Below are 21,724 nucleotides of genomic sequence, written 5' to 3' on the forward strand. Positions count from 1 at the left end.
GGGTGCGGCCGCGAACCGATCAGGCGGGTGTGACCTGGACGTTGTTGTTGACGACGGCCACCTTGTAGGAGGGCAGCGGCTTGGGGGCCGGGCCGCCCTCGACGGCGCCGTCGGTGATCGAGAAGCGGCTGCCGTGGCAGGGGCAGTCGATCGTCTTGTCCTTGACCTCGTCGACGATGCAGCCGGCGTGGGTGCACTTGGCGCTGAACGCCTTGTACTCGCCCGCGGCGGGCTGGGTGACCACGATCTTCTGCTCGCGGAAGACCTTGCCGCCGCCGACCGGGATGTCGGCGGCCGGGCCGAGGTCGACCGGGGCCGCGTTCTGCGCCTGGGTGCCGCCGGAGCCGCCCGTCGAACCGGACGAGCCCGAGGACCCGGAGGATCCCGAGGACGAGCAGCCGGTGACCGCGACGGCGCCGCCCGCGGCGAGCACGGCGGCCGCGCCGCACAGCAGGGTGCGGCGGGAGGCGGCGGGGCCGCGGTCGGTCTCGGCGGTGGAGGCGGTGGCGACGGGCTCGTTCATGCGGGCGACTCCTCGGACGCGGGTACGGGCGGACCGGCCGCAGTCTATGCCCCGTACCTGGGCGTTCCCGCCCGGCCGAGAGGTACTGACACACCACCTCCCCGGCCGGCAGCGGGCCGGGGAGGTTCGGTGAGCGTGTGCCCGGCTACTTCTTGGCGGCGGCCCGCTTGCGGGCGGTGCCGGTGCCGGACTTGGCGGCGGCGCCCGCGGCCCCGGCGGTGCTGCCCGCGGCCTTGGCCGCCGTGCTGCGGCTGCCGCCGCGGCGGGCGGCGGGAACGGCCGCGTCGGAGACCCCGGCGAGGATGTCCCGCAGGAACTTGCCGGTGTGGCTGGCGGTGATCGCGGCGATCTCCTCGGGGGTGCCCTCGGCGACGACCGTGCCGCCGCCGTTGCCGCCCTCCGGGCCCATGTCGACGATCCAGTCGGCGGTCTTGATCACGTCGAGGTTGTGCTCGATGACGATCACCGTGTTGCCCTTGTCGACCAGGCCCTCCAGCACCTTGATCAGCTTGCTGATGTCCTCGAAGTGCAGACCGGTGGTCGGCTCGTCGAGGACGTACACGGTGCGGCCGGTGGAGCGCTTCTGCAGCTCGGAGGCGAGCTTGACGCGCTGGGCCTCGCCGCCGGACAGGGTCGGCGCGGACTGGCCGAGCCGGACGTAGCCGAGGCCGACGTCGTTGAGGGTGCGCAGGTGCCGGGCGATCGCCGGGACGGCCTCGAAGAAGGCCAGCGCCTCCTCGATCGGCATGTCCAGCACCTCGGCGATGGACCTGCCCTTGTAGTGGACCTCCAGCGTCTCCCGGTTGTAGCGGGCGCCGTGGCAGACCTCGCACGGGACGTAGACGTCCGGCAGGAAGTTCATCTCGATCTTGATGGTGCCGTCGCCGGAGCAGTTCTCGCAGCGGCCGCCCTTGACGTTGAAGGAGAACCGCCCGGGCAGGTAGCCGCGGACCTTGGCCTCCTGGGTCTCCGCGAAGAGCCGGCGGACGTGGTCGAAGACCCCGGTGTAGGTGGCCGGGTTGGACCGCGGGGTGCGGCCGATCGGCGACTGGTCGACGTGCACCACCTTGTCCACCAGGTCGGTGCCGGTGATCCGGGTGTGCCGGCCGGGCACGCTGCGGGCGCCGTTGAGCTCCCGCGCGAGGTGGGTGTAGAGGATGTCGTTGACCAGGGTGGACTTGCCGGAGCCGGAGACGCCGGTGACCGCGGTGAAGGTGCCGAGCGGGAAGCCGACGGTGACGTCCTGCAGGTTGTGCTCGCGGGCGCCGTGCACGATCAACTGGCGCTTCTTGTCCCGCGGGCGGCGGACGGCCGGGGTCGGGATGGAGCGCCGGCCGGAGAGGTACTGGCCGGTCAGCGACTCGTCGTTGGCCAGCAGCTCCTTCAGCGAGCCGGAGTGCACGACCTTGCCGCCGTGCTCGCCGGCGCCGGGGCCGATGTCGACGACCCAGTCGGCCGTCTTGATGGTGTCCTCGTCGTGCTCGACGACGATCAGGGTGTTGCCGATGTCGCGCAGCCGCACCAGAGTCTCGATCAGCCGGTGGTTGTCCCGCTGGTGCAGGCCGATGGACGGCTCGTCGAGGACGTAGAGCACGCCGACCAGGCCGGAGCCGATCTGGGTGGCGAGCCGGATGCGCTGGGCCTCGCCGCCGGAGAGGGTGCCCGCGGCGCGGTTGAGCGAGAGGTAGTCCAGGCCGACGTCGACCAGGAAGCGCAGCCGCTCGTTGACCTCCTTGAGGACCCGCTCGGCGATCTTCTTGTCGCGGGCGGTCAGCTTCATCGCGCCGAGGAACTCGGCGCAGTCGCTGATCGACATCGCCGAGACGTCGGCGATCGACCTGTCCTGGATCGTCACGGCGAGCACCACCGGCTTGAGCCGGGTGCCGTTGCAGGCGGGGCAGTGCACCTCGCGCATGTAGCCCTCGAAGCGCTCGCGGCTGGAGTCGCTCTCGGCCTCGGAGTGGCGGCGCTGCACGAACGGCACCGCGCCCTCGAAGGACGTGGTGTACGAGCGGTCGCGGCCGTACCGGTTGCGGTACTTGACCTCGACCTGGGTGCGGTGGCCGTACAGCAGGGCCTTGCGGGCGCGGGCGGGCAGCCCGGCCCAGGGGATGTCGGTGCGGAAGCCGAGCTCGCCGGCGAGCGCGTCGATCAGGCGCTGGAAGTACTCCTTGGTGTGGCCCTGGGACCACGGGTGGATGGCGCCCTCGTCGAGCGACTTCTCCTCGTCCGGGATCACCAGCTCCGGGTCGACCTCCATCCGGTTGCCGAGGCCGGAGCACTCCGGGCAGGCGCCGAACGGCGAGTTGAAGGAGAAGGAGCGCGGCTCCAGCTCCTCGAAGGAGACGTCGTCGTACGGGCAGTAGAGGTGCTCGGAGTACATCCGCTCGCGCTCCGGGTCGTCCTCCGCGAGGTCGACGAAGTCGAGCACCACCATGCCGCCGGAGAGCTTGAGCGCCGTCTCGACCGAGTCGGTCAGCCGGCGCTTGGCGCTCTCCTTGACCGTCAGGCGGTCGACGACCACCTCGATGGTGTGCTTCTCCTGCTTCTTGAGCACCGGCGGCTCGGTGAGCTGGACGGTCGCGCCGTCCACCCGGGCCCGGGCGTAGCCCTTGGACTGCAGGTCGGCGAAGAGGTCGGCGAACTCGCCCTTGCGCTCGCGCACCACGGGGCTGAGCACCTGGAAGCGGGTGCCCTCGGTGAGCTCCAGCACCCGGTCGACGATGGCCTGCGGCGACTGCCGGGCGATCGGCCGCGAGCAGTGCGGGCAGTGCGGCTTGCCGATCCGGGCGAACAGCAGGCGGAGGTAGTCGTAGACCTCGGTGATGGTGCCGACCGTGGACCGCGGGTTGCGGCTGGTGGACTTCTGGTCGATCGAGACCGCGGGCGACAGGCCCTCGATGAAGTCCACGTCCGGCTTGTCCATCTGGCCGAGGAACTGCCGGGCGTAGGAGGACAGCGACTCGACGTAGCGGCGCTGGCCCTCGGCGAAGATCGTGTCGAAGGCCAGCGAGGACTTGCCGGACCCGGAGAGGCCGGTGAAGACGATGAGGGAGTCGCGGGGCAGGTCGAGCGAGACGTTCTTGAGGTTGTGCTCGCGAGCACCGCGGACGATCAGGCGGTCGGCCACTGCTTCTGGCGCCTTTCTCCGGGGAGGTGGGGCTTCGGGGGCTTGAGGGCTTCGGAGCGCTTCAGAGGGGTTCTGGAGCGCTCCGGAGTGGTTCTGGAGTGCTTCGGGGTGCTTCTGGGCATGCGTGCGGGCGGTCGGCGCGTCCTCGGATCCCACCGCGGCCCGGCCCTGGCGGCAGCGGCCGCACCGGTGGCGGCCGCGAGCATGCCCCAGGGAAGGCAACCAGCTGGACGGGCGATTTCTTCCGACTCGGGACAGCCAGCCTATAGCGCAGGCGTTCGAATATCGACCTTGTCCAGTGGAGACCACCCGAATGAGTGATGCGACCTCGGCACGTTGATCATCAAGGCGGGGAAAGCCCCAGCTCGGCGCGGTCGACGGGCGGTAGCGTCGCCGTGACAACGACCGGCGGCCCCGAGGGGAAACGCCGGACGCACCACGGCACCACCCGGGAGACCGCCATGACCGACCCCGCATCCGCCGGCATCCCGCCCGAGGAGGCCGCGGCCAGGGCCGCCGAGAACCTCAAGGCCGTCGCCGAGGGCACCGGCCACCTGCTGCGCACCGTCGCCGACCTCGGTCCGGACGCCCTCGGCGGCCCCTCCGCACTGCCCGGCTGGACCCGCGGCCACGTGCTGGCCCACCTCTCGCGCAACGCCGACTCCCTGGTGAACCTGCTGGAGACCGCCCGCACCGGCGTCGACGTCCCCCAGTACGCGAGCCCGGAGGCGCGCGAGCAGGGCATCCGGGACGGCGCCGGCCGCCCGCTCGACGAGCAGCTGGCCGACCTGCGGCGGAGCTCCGAGCGGCTGGCCGCGGCCGCCGGGAGCCTGCCGGACACCGCCTGGACGGTGCCGCTGCGGCACCGCACCGGCTACGTCTTCCCCGCGTACGACGTGCCCTGGAAGCGGCTGATGGAGGTCGAGTACCACCACGTCGACCTGGACGCCGGGTACACCCCCGCGCACTGGCCGGAGTCCTTCGCCTCGGCCGAGCTGGCCCGCCTCGCCGCCCGGCTGGACGGCGCCGAGGGGCTGCCCGGCGTCGCGCTGACCGCCGAGGACACCGGGGCCCGCGCCAGGATCGGCGAGCCGGCCGGCCCCGAGCTGGCCGTGGAGGGTCCCGTCCGGGCGCTCACCGCCTGGCTCTCCGGCCGCTCCGACGGCGACGGCCTGCAGGTGCACCGGGCCGGTGTGCTGCTGCCCGACCCGCGGACCGTGCTGCCGCAGCTTCCGCCGCTGAACTGAACAGGCGATGATTGCAGGTGACGGACCTTCAGCCGGCACCCGGCCGCGCCACGGTGCCCGGCCCCGACGATCGAGGAGCGTAGCGATGTCCTACCACGGAGCGGTCAAGGTCGGCGGCCCGCCCGACGTGCGGGAGCTCGCCCACCTGATCGTCACCAAGGTGGCGGTCGGGCCGTACGACAACAACGCCTACCTGCTGCGCTGCCGCGCCACCGACGAGCAGCTGCTGATCGACGCGGCGGCCGACGCGCCCACCCTGCTGGAGACGGTCGGCGACACCCTGGCCACGGTGGTGACCACCCACCGGCACCACGACCACTGGGCCGCGCTGGCCGAGGTGGTGGCCGCCACCGGCGCCCGCACCGCGGCCGGCCGGATCGACGCCGAGGCCATCGACGTCCCCACCGAGCTGCTGCTGGACGACGGCGACGTGCTGCGGGTCGGCCAGGTCGAGCTCACCGTGCGCAAGCTGGTCGGCCACACCCCCGGCGCGATCGTGCTGGTCTACGACGACCCGCAGGGCCATCCGCACGTGTTCACCGGCGACTGCCTCTTCCCCGGCGGCGTCGGCAACACCTGGAAGGACCCGGAGGCCTTCGCCAGCCTCTTCCGCGACGTCAACGAGAAGATCTTCGACGTGCTGCCGGACGAGGCCTGGGTCTACCCCGGCCACGGCAACGACACCACGCTCGGCGCCGAGCGCCCGCACCTCGGCGAGTGGCGCGAGCGCGGCTGGTGACCGGCCGGTGACCTTGCACCGGGACGGCGGCGGCGCGCCACCGGGCCGCACGGTCGAGGCCGAGCTCAAGGCCGTCGTCCGCGACCCCGCCGCCGTCCGGGCCCGGCTCCGCGCGCTGGCCGGCCCCGGCCGGGCCGAGGTGTACCGGGACACCTACTACGACCTGCCGGACGGCTCGCTGGCCCGCGGCGACCGCGAGCTGCGGCTGCGCACCGTCACCGGCCCGGCGGGCAGCCGCACCCTGCTGACCTGGAAGGACGCCCGCCTCGACGCGGTGTCCGGGGCCAAGCCGGAGGCCGAGACCGCCGTCGCCGACCCGACGGGCGCCGCGGCGGTGCTGCACGGGCTCGGCTACCGGCCGGCGCTGGCCTTCGAGAAGCACTGCCGCAACCATCCGCTCCGCCGGGACGGCCGCGAGCTGCTGGCCACCCTGGTCGAGGTCCCGGAGCTCACCGGGGTCTTCCTGGAGGTGGAGACGGTCTGCGGGGAGGACGAGCTGCCGGCGGCCCTGGCGGCCGTCCGCGGCGTCCTGGCCGAGCTGGGCGTGCCGCCCGCGGACCTCACGGCCGAGGCGTACACCGACGCGGTGGCCGCCGCACGCGGACGCAGCGGCGGGGTGTGACCGGTCCCCGCGGTCGCACCCCGCCGCTGCGGGATCGGGTGGGTCAGACGTCCGCGCCGTCGCGCTCGTCCGCCGCTTCGAGGGCCGCGCGCTCCTGCCGGCGGGAGGCGACCAGGCTGGTGACCGTGGTGACGGCGAGCACCGCCACGATGAAGCCCAGCGAGACGCCGATGCTGACCTCCGGCACGTGCACGCCGCTCTCGTGCAGCGCGTGCAGCACCAGCTTGACGCCGATGAAGCCGAGGATCACCGACAGGCCGTAGGCGAGGTGGACCAGCTTCTTCAGCAGGCCGCCGATCAGGAAGTACAGCTGGCGCAGGCCCATCAGCGCGAAGGCGTTCGCGGTGAACACGATGTACGGGTCCTGGGTCAGGCCGAAGATCGCGGGGATCGAGTCCAGGGCGAAGAGCACGTCCGTGGTGCCGATCGCCAGCATGACGATCAGCATCGGGGTCATCAGCCGGCGGCCGTTCTCCACGACGAAGAGCTTGGTGCCGTGGTACTTGTCGGTCGCCGGGAAGCGCTTCTCGATCGCCTTGAGCAGGCGGTTCTCCTCGAACTCCTCCTCCTCGTCGGAGCGGGCGTCCTGGATGAGCTTCCACGCCGTCCAGACGAGGAAGGCGCCGAAGATGTAGAAGACCCACGAGAAGGTGGAGACCAGGGCCGCGCCGCCGGCGATGAAGACCGCCCGCAGCACCAGCGCGATGATCACGCCGAACATCAGCACGCGCTGCTGGTAGATCCGCGGCACCGCGAACTTGCCCATGATCAGGATGAAGACGAAGAGGTTGTCGACGCTCAGCGACTTCTCGGTGATGTAGCCGGCGAAGAACTCGCTCGCGGGCTGCGAGCCGTACTGCTTCCAGAGGAAGGCGCCGAACAGCACCGCGAGGACGATCCAGACGACCGTCCAGATCCCGGCCTCCTTGACGGAGACCTCGTGCGGTTTGCGGCCGCCGATGAAGAAGTCGGCCACGATCAGGGCGACCAGCACCCCGATCGTGCCGATCCACAGGCCAAGGGAAACGTCCACGTCTGCTCCTCCGGCAGGTAGGCGAACAGGCATCGTCACTGCCGGAGGTCTCCTCCACCCTGCGGCTCACCGAAGGAGCACGCGGGCCGGCACCCCGGGACACCCGATGGGCGGACGTCCGTGATGACGGGGCTGCCGCTGGGGAGTACTCCCCTCCGTCTACGCCGAGGCTAACAGAATCCCCAAGACAAGGTAAAGAAGGTAAAGAGCCGTCGGGGGCGGAGCCGCCCGGGGGGTGCCGCCGGACGCCCCGGCGGTCTCAGAGGTAGGGCTCGATCGCGGGCAGCATGTCCTGGAAGGTCCTGGCCCGCGCCGGTGCGCCGATCGCCTGCATCGCCCAGCCGCCCTCCGGCTCGCGGTACACCTTCGCCATGATCTGCCCGGTGTGCCGGCCGCCCGCCGCCAGCTCGTAGCGGGCCAGTTCCTGGCCGGTGGACTCGTCGACCAGCCGGCAGTGCGCGTCCTGCACCTCGCTGAAGCTCTGCCCGGTGTACGAGCTGACGGTGAACACGATCTGGGTGATGTGCACCGGCACCCGCATCAGGTCGACCAGGATCACCTCGTCGTCGCCCCCGCCGGCACCACCGGTCAGGTTGTCCCCGGTGTGCTGCACCGAGCCGTCGTTGCTGGCCAGGTGCTGGAAGAACACCACGTCGGAGGGGGTGCGCTCGGCGTACAGCAAGGCCGAGGCGTCCAGGTCGACCTGGCGGCTGCGGCTGCCGAACAGGCCCTTGCGGACGGCGGCCCGCCAGCCCAGGCCCATCCGCACGACCGTCAGCGACTCCCCCGAGCTCTTCTGCAGGCTGACGCTCTGCCCCTTGGCCAGATTCACCGACACGGTGCTTCCCTCTCTCTGCTCGGCCCGGCGGGAGCGGTCCCACCGCGCTCGGACGGAACACCCCGTTGCCGTCCCCCGGCCGAGGCCCCCAGTGCCCTGCGACCGCACCGCCGCCGCCCGCCGCGCCCGCGCGGCCGGGTCTCCTGTTCGACGACCGGTGCCCGCAGGCCAGCCTAGGGCCTGCGGGCACATGTCATGCAGGGTGTTCCTGCTCGGGACGGCCCGTGGGAGCGCGTCCGGCCGGGCGGGCTCAGGCCATCCCGGCCTCCCGCATCTGCCGGAGCTCCTTCTTCAGCTCGCCGACCTCGTCGCGCAGCCGGGCGGCCACCTCGAACTGCAGCTCGGCTGCGGCGGCGTGCATCCGGTCGGTGAGGTCCTGGATGAGCTGGGCCAGCTCGGCCGCGGGCAGGCTCTTGGCCGGCTTGCGGTCCGCCCCGAGCGCCGGGACGGGGGTGCGGGTCCTGCCGCCCGACCCGCGGTAGCCGGTGGAGAGCAGCTGCTCGGTGTCGACGTCCTCCCGGGCGAGGGTGTCCAGGATGTCGCCGATCTTCTTGCGCAGCGGCTGCGGGTCGATGCCGTTCGCCTCGTTGTACGCCTGCTGCACGGCCCGGCGCCGGTTGGTCTCCTCGATCGCCAGCTCCATCGCCGGGGTGATCCGGTCCGCGTACATGTGGACCTGGCCGGAGACGTTGCGCGCCGCACGACCGATGGTCTGGATCAGCGAGGTGCCCGACCGCAGGAAGCCCTCCTTGTCGGCGTCCAGGATCGCCACCAGCGACACCTCGGGCAGGTCCAGGCCCTCGCGGAGCAGGTTGATGCCCACCAGCACGTCGTACTCGCCGGCCCGCAGCTCGCGGAGCAGCTCGACCCGGCGCAGCGTGTCGATGTCACTGTGCAGGTACCGCACCCGGATGTCCAGGCCGAGCATGTAGTCGGTGAGGTCCTCGGCCATCTTCTTGGTGAGGGTGGTGACCAGGACGCGCTCGTCCCGCTCGACGCGGGTGCGGACCTCGTGCACCAGGTCGTCGATCTGGCCCTCGGTGGGCTTGACGATCACCTCGGGGTCGATCAGGCCGGTCGGACGGATGATCTGCTGGACCGCGCCGTCGCCACGGGACAGCTCGTACTTGCCGGGGGTCGCCGAGAGGTAGACCGTCTGCCCGATCCGCTCCAGGAACTCCTCCCACTTCAGCGGGCGGTTGTCCATCGCGGACGGCAGCCGGAACCCGTGGTCGACCAGGGTGCGCTTGCGGGAGGCGTCGCCCTCGTACATCGCGCCGATCTGCGGCACCGTCACGTGCGACTCGTCGATGACCAGGAGGAAGTCCTCCGGGAAGTAGTCGAGCAGGGTGTTCGGCGCGGTGCCGGGCGCGCGGCCGTCGAAGTGCATCGAGTAGTTCTCGACGCCGGAGCAGCTGCCGATCTGGCGGAGCATCTCGATGTCGTACGTGGTGCGCATCCGCAGCCGCTGGGCCTCCAGCAGCTTGCCCTGCTTCTCCAGCACCGCCAGGCGCTCGCCGAGCTCCTTCTCGATGTCGTTGACCGCGCGCTCCATCCGCTCCGGGCCGGCGACGTAGTGCGAGGCGGGGAAGACGTAGACCGAGTCGTCCTGGCTGATGATCTCGCCGGTGAGCGGGTGCAGCGTGTAGAGCGCCTCGATCTCGTCGCCGAACATCTCGATCCGGACGGCGAGCTCCTCGTACACCGGGAAGATCTCGATCGTGTCGCCGCGGACCCGGAAGGTGCCGCGGGTGAAGGCGAGGTCGTTGCGGGTGTACTGGATGTCGACGAACCGGCGGAGCAGGGCGTCCCGGTCGATCTCCTCGCCGACCTTGAGCGGCACCATCCGGTCGACGTACTCCTGCGGGGTGCCGAGGCCGTAGATGCAGGACACCGAGGCGACCACGACCACGTCGCGGCGGGTCAGCAGGGAGTTGGTCGCGGAGTGCCGCAGCCGCTCGACCTCCTCGTTGATCGAGGAGTCCTTCTCGATGTAGGTGTCCGTCTGCGGGACGTACGCCTCGGGCTGGTAGTAGTCGTAGTACGAGACGAAGTACTCGACCGCGTTGTTGGGCAGCAGCTCGCGGAACTCGTTGGCCAGCTGGGCCGCCAGCGTCTTGTTCGGCGCCATCACCAGGGTGGGGCGCTGCAGCTTCTCGATCATCCACGCCGTGGTCGCGGACTTGCCGGTGCCGGTCGCACCGAGCAGGACGACGTCCTTCTCGCCGCCGCGGATGCGGCGCTCCAACTCGGCGATGGCCGCCGGCTGGTCGCCGTTGGGCTGGTAGGGGCTGACGACCTCGAAGGGCGTCGTGGACCGCTCGATACTCGTGATGGGGCGCACCACTCCACCGTACGGCCCCGCACCGACAGTGCAGGGCCGTGCGGGGAGCCGGGCCCTGCCCGGGCGGCGGTGTCAGCCCTTGGAGCTGTCGCGGGCGAGGGCGACCAGGCGGGAGACGGCGCGGAGGTACTTCTTGCGGTAGCCGCCGCGCAGCATGTCCTCGGGGAAGACCCGGTCGAAGGGGACGCCGGAGGCGGTGACGGGGAGTTCCCGGTCGTACATGCGGTCGGCGAGGACGACCAGCCGCAGGGCGGTGGACTGGTCGTCGACCGGCCGGACGCCGCGCAGGAAGACGGCGTGGACGTCGTCGAGCATGGCGCCGTACCGGCTCGGGTGGACGTTCTTGAGGTGTTCGAGCAGGGCGTCGAAGTCGTCCAGCGAGGCGCCGGGGGCGGTGGCGGCGCGGGCGGTGACCTCGTCGTCGGTGTACGGCGGCGGGGCGTCGGGCAGGCCGCGGTGGCGGTAGTCCTGGCCGTCGATCCGGACGGGCCGGAAGTGCGCCGAGAGGCCCTGGATCTCGCGGAGGAAGTCGGCGGCCGCGAAGCGCCCCTCGCCGAGCTTGTCGGGGAGGGTGTTGGAGGTGGCGGCGAGCTTGACGCCGTTCTCCACGAGGCGGCTGAGCAGGGTGGAGACGAGGACGGTGTCGCCCGGGTCGTCGAGCTCGAACTCGTCGATGCAGAGCAGCCGGTGCCCGGAGAGGGTCTCGACGGCGCCCTTGAAGGTGAGGGCGCCGACCAGGTTGGTCAGCTCGACGAAGGTGCCGAAGGCCTTGGGCCCGGGGGTGGCGTGCCAGAGCGAGGCGAGCAGGTGGGTCTTGCCGACGCCGTAGCCGCCGTCGAGGTAGATGCCGGCCGGACCGGCCGGGGCGGCGGGACCGCGCCGGAACCAGCTGCGCTTCGGGGCCGCGCCGCTGCCGTTGAGGGAGGCCGCGAACTGCTCCAGGACCTGCACCGCCTCGTACTGGCTGGGCTGGGTGCTGTCCGGGAGGTAGCTGCCGAAGCTGACGCCGGCGAACCGCGGCGGCGGGACCATCTCGGCCACCAGGCGCTCGGCGGGCACGACCGGTCGTCGGTCGGTGAGGGCTGTCACGGTGGCCGTCTCGGAGGCGGTGGGGTCGGCGTGGGGGGCTGCGGGCACGGTAGTACAGGGTACGCCCCGTGGAAGACTCGCCACCATGCAGCTCTTGATGAATCCGCTCACAGCCCCCGTCGCCGACCCGGCCGCGCTGGAGGCGCTCGCCGCGCTGTACGCCTACCCGGACGGGGTGCGCGGGGGGCGGCCGTGGCTGCGCGCCAACATGGTGTCCAGCCTGGACGGCTCGGCCCGGCTGGCGGGCCTGTCGGAGGGCCTGTCGAGCGCCGCGGACAAGCGGATCTTCGGGGTGCTGCGGGCGCTCGCGGACGTGGTGCTGGTCGGGGCGGAGACCGTCCGGGCGGAGGGCTACCGGCCGGCCCGGGCGCGGAAGGAGTTCGCGGCGGCCCGGGCGGCGGCGGGCCAGGCCCCGGCGCCGGCGATCGCGGTGGTCAGCCGCCGGCTGGCGCTGGACCTGTCGGCGCCGCTGTTCACCGAGCCGCTGGTGCGCACGGTGGTGGTCACCACGGAGGACTCCCCGGCCGAGGCGCGCCGGGCGGTGGCCGCGGTGGCGGACGTGGTGGTGGCCGGCGAGCGGTCGGTGGACCTGGCCGCGGCGGTGGCGGCGCTGGCGGCGCGCGGCTGGACCCGGCAGCTGACCGAGGGCGGCCCGCGGCTGCTGGGCGGGCTGGCGGCGGCCGGGCTGCTGGACGAGCTGTGCCTGTCGCTGGCGCCGCTGCTGACGGCCGGCGACGCGCCGAGGATCGCGTACGGGGCCGCGGTCGAGCAGGTGCGGGCGATGCGGCTGGAGTCGCTGATCGAGGAGGGCGGCTTCCTGTTCACCCGCTACGTCCGGGTCGAGGACGGTCCGGTCGGCCCGACCGGACCGGCTGCGGGGTGACCCGGGCGGCCGCTGTGGCCCGTGTGGTGCGTGTGCAGCGTGCGGAAAGCTTCCGCCGGGCAAGATGAGGACAGCGGACCCGGGGCCTGCACTGTACGAAGGGACTCACGTGTTCAAGACCGTACTGATGATCGAAAAGGCGCTGTCCGACGCGGACGTCGAGCTGGTCACCACCCTGCACGGCGACGAGAAGGTCTCCTTCGTGGTGCTGATGCAGCCGCGCGGAAAACAGGACGAGCTGTTGAGAGCACTCGACGACGTGGCACTGGGCCATCTCGACAAGGCGGTGCACGAGCACGACGACGAGTCGGTGCCCACGGTGGCCGAGGAGTCCCTGGAGCACAGCCTGCGCCACCTGCGCGAGTCGGGTGCCGAGGCCACCGGCCGGGTGGTGCAGGAGAATCCGCTCGACGGCCTGCGGAGCGTGGTCGAGGAGCACGGCGCGGACGAGGTGCTGGTGCTGACCTCGCCGCACTTCGTGGAGGAGTTCTTCCACCGCGACTGGGCGTCGCGGGCGCGGCACAAGGTCGGCGTCCCGGTGCTCAAGCTGTTCGCCAGCGACTCCTGAGCTCCTCCGCCGGTGGTGCAGAATCGTCCTTGCGGAACCACCGCGAGGACGGTTCTCGTCCTCCCAGTCCCCGGCTGTACGGAGCATCCCTTGAACGACGCCGCGCACGACCTGCACGCCCCGCACTTCATCGGCATCGGCGGCGCCGGGATGTCCGGACTGGCGAAGATCCTCGCGGTGCGGGGCGCCGAGGTCTCCGGCAGCGACGCGAAGGAGTCCGAGACGGTGCTGGCGCTGCGCGCGCTCGGCGCCGAGGTCGCCGTCGGCCACGCCGCGGAGAACCTGCCGGCCGGCACCAGCAGCGTGGTCGTCTCCAGCGCGATCCGCGCGGACAACCCGGAGCTCGCCGCCGCCCGGGAGCGCGGGATCCCGGTCGTGCACCGGTCCGACGCGCTCGCCGCGCTGATGGGCGGCCGCCGCGCGCTCGCCGTCGCCGGCACCCACGGCAAGACCACCACCACCAGCATGCTGGCGGTCAGCCTCGGCGAGCTCGGCCTCGACCCCTCGTACGCGATCGGCGGCGACCTGGACGCGCCGGGCTCCAACGCGCACCACGGCACCGGCGACATCTTCGTCGCGGAGGCCGACGAGAGCGACCGCAGCTTCCACAAGTACGCGCCCGAGGTGGCGATCGTCCTCAACGTGGAGCTGGACCACCACGCCAACTACGCCTCGATCGAGGAGATCCACCAGTCCTTCGAGACCTTCGTCGGCCGGATCGTGCCCGGCGGCACCCTGGTGGTCTCCGCCGACCACGAGGGCGCCCGGGAGCTGACCCGCCGGGTCCGCGGCCGGGTGGGCCTGAACGTGGTGACGGTCGGCGCCGCCGAGGACGCCGACGTGCGGGTGCTCTCGGTCTCGCCGCGCGGCATGACCAGCGAGGTCACCGTGGAGCTGGGCGGCGAGGAGCTCTCCTTCACCGTCTCCGTGCCGGGCCGGCACTACGCGCACAACGCGGTCTCCGCGCTGGCCGCCGGCGTGGCGCTCGGCGTGCCCGCCGCGGACCTGGCGAAGGCGCTCGGCAGCTACACCGGCGTGCGTCGCCGGCTGCAGCTCAAGGGCGAGGCCGCCGGCGTGCAGGTGATCGACTCCTACGCGCACCACCCGACCGAGATGGCCGCCGACCTGGAGGCGATCCGCGAGGCCGCGGGCGCCGGCCGGGTGCTGGTGGTCTTCCAGCCGCACCTGTTCAGCCGCACCCAGCAGCTGGCCGCGGAGATGGGCGACGCGCTGGCGATGGCCGACGCCTCGGTGGTGCTCGACATCTACCCGGCCCGCGAGGACCCGATCCCCGGCGTCACCAGCGAGCTGATCATCGACGCCGCCCGGAAGGCCGGCGCCGACGTGGCCGCGGAGCACGCCTTCGCCGCCGCCCCGGAGCGGATGGCCGCCCTGGCGAAGCCGGGCGACCTGGTGCTCACCATGGGCGCGGGCGACGTGACCAACCTGGGCCCGGAAATTCTCGCCCGCCTCGCGGACGTTGCACCCGGTGCCTGATGGGAGGACTTCCGTGACCCACGAGATCCAGAAGACCGACGCCGAGTGGCGTGCCGAGCTGTCGCCGGAGGAGTACCGCGTGCTCCGCGAGGCCGGCACCGAGCCCGCCTTCACCGGCGAGTACACCGACACCAAGACGGTCGGCGTGTACGGCTGCCGGGCCTGCGGGGCCGAGCTCTTCAGCAGTGAGACGAAGTTCGAGAGCCACTGCGGCTGGCCCTCGTACTACGCGCCGCTGGCCGAGGACCGCGTCGAGTACATCCAGGACACGTCCTTCGGGATGCGCCGGGTGGAGGTCCGCTGCGCCCGCTGCGGCAGCCACCTCGGCCACGTCTTCGAGGGCGAGGGCTACGAGACCCCGACCGACCAGCGGTACTGCATCAACAGCATCTCGCTGACCCTCCGGCCCGCCGAGTAGGGCCCGGCCCCGGGAGCGCGCTCCCGCACGCCCTGTCACCGCAGTGCCACACCGTGCCAGACTGATCATCGGTCGAACCGCACGAGAGGACAACGGTGGCAGGGCGTCGCACTTCCGGAGTACTGGCCATGCTGGCGGAGGCACAGCGCCAACAGCACCGCCGGGAGGAGGCGCAGCGCCGCGCCGACGCGGCCGCGCAGCGGCAGTACGAGCGGGCCCGCCGGGAGGCGGAACGGGCGGCCGCCCAGGGCCAGCGCGAGGCTCTCAAGGCGTACCGGCAGAGCCGGGAGGCGGACGCGGCCCGGCGGACGGCCGAACTGGAGGACCGCGTCGCGGCGCTGCGCGGGACGCTCGCCGCGGGCCTGCGCGGGCGGCCCTTCTCACCCGCGGACCTGGCGGCGCCCGCGGCCGCCTTCGACCCCGGGCAGCTGGGCGTGCCGGTGCCGGTGCCCGACCAGTCCTGGTATCTGATACCGCCGTTGACGGGCGCGCAGGCGTTCGACCCGGCGGCCCGGCGGGCGTGGGACGAGCAGGCCGCGCAGGCCCGCGCCCGGTTCGAGCAGGACTGGTACGCGGCGCAGGCCGCCGAGCAGGAACGGCAGCGCCGGCTCGCCGAGTACCGGGCCGAGTTCGACGGCTGGCTGGCCTCCCGGCAGCGGCTCGCGGCCCACGCCGGGCAGTTGGTGGCCGGACTGCGCTCGGGCGCCCCGGAGGCCGTCGAGGAGTACTTCGAGACGGCGCTCGGGTGGCGCGACGACTGGCCCGAGGGCTTCCCGCACACGGCCGAGGCCCGCTGGGACGCCGGGGCCCGCCAACTGGTCGTGGAGTGGTCGCTGCCCGACTTCTCGGTGGTGCCGGCCGTCGCCCGGCACCGGTACGTGAAGACCGACGACCGGGACGCCGAGGTGGCCCGCCCGGCCGGCGAGCGGCGGGCGCTCTACCGGGAGGTCGTGGCGCAGTGCGCGCTGCGGGTGCTCGCGGAGGCGTTCCGGGCGGACGACGCGGGCCTGCTCTCCTCCGTCGTGGTGCACGGCGTGGTCGAGGCCGTCGACCCGGCGACCGGCCGGGAGGAGAGCCGCTGCCTGGTCTCGGTGGCCGCCGGACGGGCCGACTTCCTCGCGCTCGACCTGGAGCGGGTCGAGCCGGTGGACTGCCTGGTGGAGGCGCTGGACGGCCGGCTGTCCGCGCGCCCGGACAAGCCGGAGGCCGTCCGTCCGCACGCCACCGGCTCCCCGGGCGTCGCCGCGGCCGCGCCGGCCGGCGACGAGGGGCCGGACCTGTTCACCATGGATCCGATCGCCTTCGAGGAACTGATCGCCGAACTCTTCCGCCGCCGCGGCCTGCGCACCCGGACGACCGCCCGCAGCGGCGACGAGGGCGTCGACGTGCTGGCGGAGGACCCGGACCCGATCACCGGCGGGCAGATCGTCATCCAGGCCAAGCGCTACCGGCACACCGTGCCGCCCACCGCCGTCCGCGACCTGGACGCCACCATGGCCCGCTGCGGCGCCAACCGCGGCATCCTCGTCACCACCTCCGGCTTCGGGCCCGGCTCCCGGCGCTGGGTCGAGGGCCGGCCGCTGACCCTGGTGGACGGCCCGATGCTGGTCGCCCTGCTCCGCGAGCACGGGCTCGCCGGACGGCTCGGGACGGAGGGCGCGGCGGGCAGCGGCACCGGGCGGCGGACGGCACCCGCCGTGCCCGCGGCGGCCGCGGCGGCGACGGTGCTCGCACCCGGGCAGAACGCGGTGCTGCCGGAGAGCGCGCTCGCCGCGCTGACCGTCCGCTTCTCCTCCGCCGGCGCGGACGCCGACCTGACGCTGCTGCTGCTCACCGCCGAGGGCCTGGTCCGCTCCGACGGCGACTTCGTCTTCTACCACCAGCGCAGCGCCGCGGGCGGGGCGGTGCTGCTCGGCGAGAAGGCCGCCGCGGACGGGCGGCGCACCGAGTCGGCGGTGCTGCGGCCGGCGGACCTCCCGCCGGACGTCCACCGGGTCGCCGTCTCCGTCAACATGGACGCCGACACCGGGCTGACCTGCGCCGGACTCACCGACGCGGACCTGCTGCTGCACGCCGAGGACGGCACCGCCTGGTCGTTCCGCCCGCCGTCCGACCCCGCGGTGTCGGCGATGCTGGTCGCCGAGGTCTACCGGCACCGGCCGGCCGGCGGCCCCGAGGTGTGGAAGGTCCGCGCGGTCGGCCAGGGCTGGGCGGACGGCCTCGCCGGCCTCGCCCGTGCCCACGGCGTCGACGTCGGCTGAGGGGCAGCCCGTCAGGGGCGCGGGGAACTGCGCAATTCGGATGCGGGCCACCGTACGGATCGGGGTCGGCCCGAATCCGTGGTGACAGCCGCACTCGGACTGCGCAGTTCCCGCTCCCCGTGCCGGCTCACGCGGTGAGTTCGCGGCTGTACTTCCATTCGGCGGCGCAGCGCTCGTACCCGAGCCAGTCGTTGACCGCCAGCATCGGGGCGTTGCCGCCGTCGTTGTGGGTGAAGGCGGCGGTGATGCCGGCCGCGCGGGCCCGGTGCAGGGAGTCGGCCTTGGCGAGTTTGGCGAGGCCGCGGCCGCGGTGGGCCCGGACGGTGGTGGTGAAGGACGACCAGTAGCGGCCCTCGCCGTCGGTCTGTGCGGCGGAGAAGCCCACCGGCCGGCCGTCGGCGAGCACCACGGTGGTGAGCTCGCGGTCGAGGTCGGGCCGGTGCCAGATCTCGGCCAGCCAGGAGGCGTAGCCCTGGTCGGCGAGGTCGACGTCGCCGGGTTCGTCCCGGGTGCCCTCGACGTCGACCAGGTAGAGCGGGTGCGGGTCGTCCGCGTACTCGGCGGCGGTGCGCAGTTCGACGCCGGGCGGGCGGGCCGGCAGGGGCGGCAGCGGGGTGGTGAGGTCGCGTCCGGCGAAGTAGGCGACCCGGCCGCGGGTGTAGCCGCGGGCGGCGGCGAAGCCGTGCGCCGCCGGTTCGTCGTCCACCCAGCAGTGCGCGTGCCGGACGCCTTCGGCGGCGAGCGCCTCCTCGGTGGCGGTGAGCAGGGCGGTGCCGGTGCCCTGCCCGCGCTCTCCGGGGACGACGTGGACGGCGGCGAAGCCGTGGCCGGGTTCCTCGCTGTCCGGGTAGGCGCCGAACCGGGCGGTGGCGACGATCCGCCCGTCCGCCTCGGCGAGCAGCATCCGCAGGTGGGGCTGGGCGGCGACCTGCCAGGCGACCGTCTCGGGGGTGGTGACAAGATACGGGCGGCCGGCGCGCAGGGCGGCGCAGGCCGCTGTCGCGTCGTCGGGCCGGAAGGCGCGGATCGTGAGCGTCATAGACACGTCACGTTAACGACTCGGCCGCCTCCGCGCCCTCGAATATCGGTCTCCAGGACGGGAGTTGCCCGCGAATCGGGTGGCACCGCGGAGAAAGCTCAAGTTCAGCTCTGAGTTCGGCTGCCGGTGGTTGGCAGCCGTGTCCGGCCGGTACACCCTCAGCAGCGGACACGGGCAGCATCGGACGCAGGAGAGGGGGAGCGCGCATGGCGCACTCGACGGAGCCGCCCCGGCTGGGGGTGGGGATCGGCTGGCGGGCGGAGATCGACACCGCGGTCGAGCGGCTGCCCGGCGTGGATTGGGTGGAGGTGGTCGCGGAGAACGTCTGCGCCGGTCACCTGCCGCCTTCGCTGGAGGTGCTGCGGGAGCGCGGCGTCACGGTCGTCCCGCACGGGGTGTCACTGGGCCTCGGGGGCGCCGAGCCGCCGGCCGCGCACCGGCTGGAGCGGCTGGCCGAGGTGGCCGAGGCGCTCGGTGCGCCGCTGGTCACCGAGCACCTGGCGTTCGTCCGGGCGGGCGGGATGGAGTCCGGCCACCTGTTGCCGGTGCCGCGGTCGCGGGACGCGCTGCGGGTGGTCGCGGAGAACGTCCGGATCGCGCAGGAGCAGTTGCCGGTGCCGCTGGCCCTGGAGAACATCGCGGCCCACCTGCGCTGGCCGGACGACGAGCTGACCGAGGGCGAGTTCCTCGCCGAGCTGGTGGAGCGGACGGGCGTGCGGCTGCTGGTGGACGTCGCCAACCTGCACACCAACCGGGTCAACCTGGGTCTGGACGTCACCGCCGAACTGGCCCGGCTGCCGCTGGAGGCCCTCGCCTACGTGCACGTCGCCGGCGGGGTGGAGCGGGACGGCGTCTGGCACGACACCCACGCCCACCCGGTCACCGCGCCGGTGCTGGAGGTGCTCGCCGAACTGTGCGGGCGTGCGGTGCCGCCCGGTGTGCTGCTGGAGCGCGACGACGCCTTCCCGCCGCCGGCCGAGCTGGCCGGTGAACTCGACGCGATCCGGGCCGTCCTGGAGCGGGCCCCGCTCGCCGAGGGGGTGCGGCAGGGTGGCTGAACCCGACGAGTACCTGCTGCGCGGGGACGACGCCGAGCTGGCCTTGGCGCGGGCGCGGCTCGCCGAGCGGCAGAGCGGGCTGATGGCCGCGCTGGTCGCGGGCGGGCCGGTGCCGGAGGGCTTCGATCCGGCGCAGGTCGCCACCCAGGCCCGCGGGCTGCTCGCCAAACGCCGGGACACCACCGCACGGGTGGTGCCCGAGCCGGCCCGGATCCTCGGCGGCGACTGGCGCCCGCTGTTCGAGCGGTACGCCCGGCAGGGCCCGCAGCGCGGCGGGTACCGGGCCGACGCACGGGAGTTCGCCGCCTGGGCGCTGGCCGCGGAACCGGCCGCCGCCTGGCGGGACGAACTGGAGCACTGGCTGCGGCCCGCGGCCGACGCGCACGCCCCGGGCCCGCTGCGGGCGGCCCGGGCCGTGCTGGCCCGCGCGGTGCACGACCGCCTGCGCCGCCGCGGCGGCGCGGCCACCCACGGCCGGCCGGCCCCGTCCCGGGGCTGAGCACGGCACCACCGGGTCCGCCGGACCCGTTCGACCCACGGGGGAGACAACGATGTGGAGCACGGAGTTCACCGTGGCCCTCGTCCTGGTGCTGGCCACCGGGACGGCAGTGGGCGTCACCCGGGCGCGGCTGCGCCGGGTGCCGCATCCGCAGGGCCTGTCCGGGCGCGGCCTGGAACTGATGGAGACGGCCTTCCTGGCCGGCGGCCCGACCCGGGTCGCGGTCACCGCCCTGGTGCGGATGCAGCAGGAGGGCCGGGTGATCGTGGCGCGGTCCGGTCTGGTCACCGTCACCGACCCGGCGCCGCGGGACGCCGTCGAGGCGGCGCTGATCGACGCGGCCGGCCCCGGCCGGCAGCAGGACGCCGACGTGCTGCGCCGCCGGGTGGCGCGCAGCGCCGCCGTGCAGGAGATCGGCGACCGGCTGGCCGACCGGGGTCTGATGCGCCGGCCGGACCGGCACCGCGCGGTGGTGCGGGCCCGCCGGGTGCTGGGCCTGGCGCTGCTGGCGACGGTGGTGCTCGGCGTGTTCGCGATGGTCGACTGGACGGACCGCACCTTCAACGGCCGGTACACCGGCCCGCCGCCGGTCTTCCCGTTCGCGGTGCTGCTGGTGGCCGGCGTGGTCTACCTGGTGGCGACCAGGCCGGACCGGGGGCGGGTCACCCCGGCGGGCCGCCGCCAGCTGTCGATGATGAAGGAGGGCGGCGCCTGGCGCCCGTACGACGTGGTGGCGCCCGTCGCCGCGCTGACGGTGCTCGGCGCGCTCGCCCTGGAGGGCACCGACGAGCTGGACGAGGAGATGCGGGCGGCGCTGACCGCCCGGCAGCTGGCCTCCTCGTCCTCGTCCTCGGCCTCGTCGTCCTCGTCCTGCTCCACGGCGACCTGGTGCGGCTCCGGCTCGGACAGCGGTTCCTCGTCGAGCTGCGGCTCGTCCGGCTGCGGGTCCTCGTCGTCGAGCTGCGGCTCCTCGTCGGGCTGCGGTTCGTCCGGGAGCTCGTGCGGGTCCTCGGGCAGCTCCTGCTCGTCGGGGAGCTCCTGCGGCTCCAGCTGCGGCGGCGGGTGCGGCAGCTCCTGACCCGGCTTGTCACAGTTTCGTATCGCGGGCGGGGCATGTGTTCCCCGCCCGCCCCTGCCGGGACTAGAACAAGCCCATGTGGGTGCTCCTCCTGATCCCGGCCTGCGCGGCTGCCGCGTTCTCCTGCCTGCAGCTGGTCCGGGTCGCGACCAGGGCCGACCTGCTCGACGGCTTCGGCCCCCGGCCGCCCGAGGCGGTGGGGATCGGCCTGTACGAGACCGCCTACCTGGCCGGTGGACCGGGCCGGGTGGTGGAGCTGGCGCTGGTGCTGATGGCCGGCCGCGGCCGGCTGCACCTCGCGCACACCGGCTGGACGACCGTGGTCGACCCGCGCGGCCGCAGTCGGCTGGAGCGGGCGCTGATCGAGCAGATCGGCCCCGAGGGCCAGTGCCGGACGGGGCCGCTGCGGGCCTCGCTGGCGGCGCACCCGACCGTACGGGAGATCGGTGACCGCCTCGCCCGTGCCGGGCTGGCGACGCCGGAGACCGTCCGCCGGGACACCTCGCGGGCGGTGCGGCAGGTCCGGACGGCGCTGCTGCTGTGCGTCCTGCTGCTGGCCGCCTCGCTCGCCCTCGCCGCCCCCGGCAGCGGGGACGCCAGTGCGGCGATCGCCTGGTTCTCGCTGCCGCTGATCCTCACCTGCGGCACCCTGCTGATGGCCCGGGTGGACGTGCACACCTACACCCGGTTCGCCGCGCCCGCCGGCCTGGAGGTGCTGCGCACCGCGCGGGTGCCCCGGCAGCTCGGCCACACCCGCGACCCGGAGCAGGCGCTGCTCACCGCGGTGGCGATGGTCGGCCCGGCCGCGCTGACCGACGAACGGCTGCGGGCGGCGCTGCGGACCTGAGTCCGCCGCAC

Annotated in this window: 17 protein-coding genes and 1 pseudogene; 11 read left to right on the top strand and 7 right to left on the bottom strand. The window is 73.6% G+C overall.

Annotation, left to right across the window (positions count from 1 at the left end):
• Nucleotides 1–19: 19 nt before the first annotated feature.
• Entirely contained in the window at nucleotides 20–523 is a 504-nt protein-coding gene (locus AB0O09_RS15070; protein ID WP_363542086.1) for a Rieske (2Fe-2S) protein, read from the bottom strand.
• 145 nt (nucleotides 524–668) lie between these two features.
• The gene (gene uvrA, locus AB0O09_RS15075; RefSeq protein WP_363542087.1) at nucleotides 669–3,653 is read right to left on the bottom strand and encodes an excinuclease ABC subunit UvrA; all 2,985 of its coding nucleotides are present in this window, start codon (nucleotides 3,651–3,653) and stop codon (nucleotides 669–671) included.
• 461 nt (nucleotides 3,654–4,114) lie between these two features.
• On the opposite strand from uvrA, the gene AB0O09_RS15080 reads away from it, so the two are divergent.
• The 3 genes from AB0O09_RS15080 to AB0O09_RS15090 all read left to right on the top strand — a co-directional run bounded on the left by AB0O09_RS15080 (nucleotide 4,115) and on the right by AB0O09_RS15090 (nucleotide 6,261).
• Nucleotides 4,115–4,900, top strand: coding sequence for a maleylpyruvate isomerase family mycothiol-dependent enzyme (locus tag AB0O09_RS15080; protein WP_363542088.1), 786 nt, complete (start codon nucleotides 4,115–4,117; stop codon nucleotides 4,898–4,900).
• An 85-nt stretch (nucleotides 4,901–4,985) separates the two neighbouring features.
• A complete protein-coding gene (locus tag AB0O09_RS15085; protein ID WP_344626237.1) occupies nucleotides 4,986–5,639 on the top strand; it encodes an MBL fold metallo-hydrolase in 654 nt (217 codons plus the stop codon).
• Between the two features lie 7 nt (nucleotides 5,640–5,646).
• Entirely contained in the window at nucleotides 5,647–6,261 is a 615-nt protein-coding gene (locus AB0O09_RS15090) for a CYTH domain-containing protein (protein ID WP_363542089.1), read from the top strand.
• A gap of 43 nt (nucleotides 6,262–6,304) precedes the next feature.
• Here the strand turns inward: AB0O09_RS15090 and AB0O09_RS15095 are convergent, their stop codons facing one another.
• The 4 genes from AB0O09_RS15095 to zapE form a co-directional block, all read right to left on the bottom strand.
• Nucleotides 6,305–7,294, bottom strand: a complete 990-nt coding sequence (locus AB0O09_RS15095; protein ID WP_363542090.1) for a TerC family protein — start codon at nucleotides 7,292–7,294, stop codon at nucleotides 6,305–6,307.
• Between the two features lie 259 nt (nucleotides 7,295–7,553).
• Nucleotides 7,554–8,132 (bottom strand): TerD family protein, encoded by a 579-nt coding sequence (locus AB0O09_RS15100; RefSeq protein ID WP_363542091.1) that lies wholly within the window; start codon nucleotides 8,130–8,132, stop codon nucleotides 7,554–7,556.
• 250 nt (nucleotides 8,133–8,382) lie between these two features.
• The gene (gene uvrB, locus AB0O09_RS15105) at nucleotides 8,383–10,476 is read right to left on the bottom strand and encodes an excinuclease ABC subunit UvrB (RefSeq protein WP_363542092.1); all 2,094 of its coding nucleotides are present in this window, start codon (nucleotides 10,474–10,476) and stop codon (nucleotides 8,383–8,385) included.
• A gap of 72 nt (nucleotides 10,477–10,548) precedes the next feature.
• The gene (gene zapE / locus AB0O09_RS15110) at nucleotides 10,549–11,613 is read right to left on the bottom strand and encodes a cell division protein ZapE (RefSeq protein WP_363542094.1); all 1,065 of its coding nucleotides are present in this window, start codon (nucleotides 11,611–11,613) and stop codon (nucleotides 10,549–10,551) included.
• A gap of 37 nt (nucleotides 11,614–11,650) precedes the next feature.
• Here zapE and AB0O09_RS15115 point away from each other — a divergent pair, with 37 nt between their 5' ends.
• From AB0O09_RS15115 to AB0O09_RS15135, 5 genes are all read left to right on the top strand, one after another.
• Nucleotides 11,651–12,448 carry a dihydrofolate reductase family protein gene (locus AB0O09_RS15115; RefSeq protein WP_363542095.1) on the top strand — a complete coding sequence of 266 codons (798 nt, stop codon included), beginning with the start codon at nucleotides 11,651–11,653 and terminating at the stop codon, nucleotides 12,446–12,448.
• A gap of 109 nt (nucleotides 12,449–12,557) precedes the next feature.
• On the top strand, nucleotides 12,558–13,016 hold the full coding sequence (locus AB0O09_RS15120) for an indole-3-glycerol phosphate synthase (protein WP_363542096.1): 459 nt from the start codon (nucleotides 12,558–12,560) through the stop codon (nucleotides 13,014–13,016).
• A 90-nt stretch (nucleotides 13,017–13,106) separates the two neighbouring features.
• A complete protein-coding gene (gene murC / locus AB0O09_RS15125; RefSeq protein ID WP_363542097.1) occupies nucleotides 13,107–14,513 on the top strand; it encodes a UDP-N-acetylmuramate--L-alanine ligase in 1,407 nt (468 codons plus the stop codon).
• A gap of 13 nt (nucleotides 14,514–14,526) precedes the next feature.
• Entirely contained in the window at nucleotides 14,527–14,931 is a 405-nt protein-coding gene (gene msrB / locus AB0O09_RS15130) for a peptide-methionine (R)-S-oxide reductase MsrB (protein WP_344626228.1), read from the top strand.
• A 128-nt stretch (nucleotides 14,932–15,059) separates the two neighbouring features.
• Nucleotides 15,060–17,192 (top strand): restriction endonuclease, encoded by a 2,133-nt coding sequence (locus tag AB0O09_RS15135; RefSeq protein ID WP_363542098.1) that lies wholly within the window; start codon nucleotides 15,060–15,062, stop codon nucleotides 17,190–17,192.
• A gap of 127 nt (nucleotides 17,193–17,319) precedes the next feature.
• On the opposite strand, the gene AB0O09_RS15140 is transcribed toward AB0O09_RS15135, so the two are convergent.
• Nucleotides 17,320–18,231, bottom strand: a complete 912-nt coding sequence (locus AB0O09_RS15140; protein ID WP_363542099.1) for a GNAT family N-acetyltransferase — start codon at nucleotides 18,229–18,231, stop codon at nucleotides 17,320–17,322.
• Between the two features lie 206 nt (nucleotides 18,232–18,437).
• Between AB0O09_RS15140 and AB0O09_RS15145 the strand changes: the two are divergent.
• The 3 genes and pseudogenes from AB0O09_RS15145 (at nucleotide 18,438) to AB0O09_RS15155 (ending at nucleotide 21,713) form a co-directional block, all read left to right on the top strand.
• Nucleotides 18,438–19,788: pseudogene (locus AB0O09_RS15145) on the top strand (DUF692 domain-containing protein).
• 52 nt (nucleotides 19,789–19,840) lie between these two features.
• Complete coding sequence (locus tag AB0O09_RS15150; RefSeq protein ID WP_363542100.1) at nucleotides 19,841–20,866, top strand: TIGR04222 domain-containing membrane protein; 1,026 nt, start codon at nucleotides 19,841–19,843, stop codon at nucleotides 20,864–20,866.
• 76 nt (nucleotides 20,867–20,942) lie between these two features.
• Entirely contained in the window at nucleotides 20,943–21,713 is a 771-nt protein-coding gene (locus tag AB0O09_RS15155) for a TIGR04222 domain-containing membrane protein (protein WP_363542101.1), read from the top strand.
• The last annotated feature ends 11 nt before the right edge of the window (nucleotides 21,714–21,724 follow it).

Source organism: Kitasatospora sp. NPDC093679, from assembly GCF_040683455.1.
GTDB classification, from domain to species: domain Bacteria; phylum Actinomycetota; class Actinomycetes; order Streptomycetales; family Streptomycetaceae; genus Kitasatospora; species Kitasatospora arboriphila.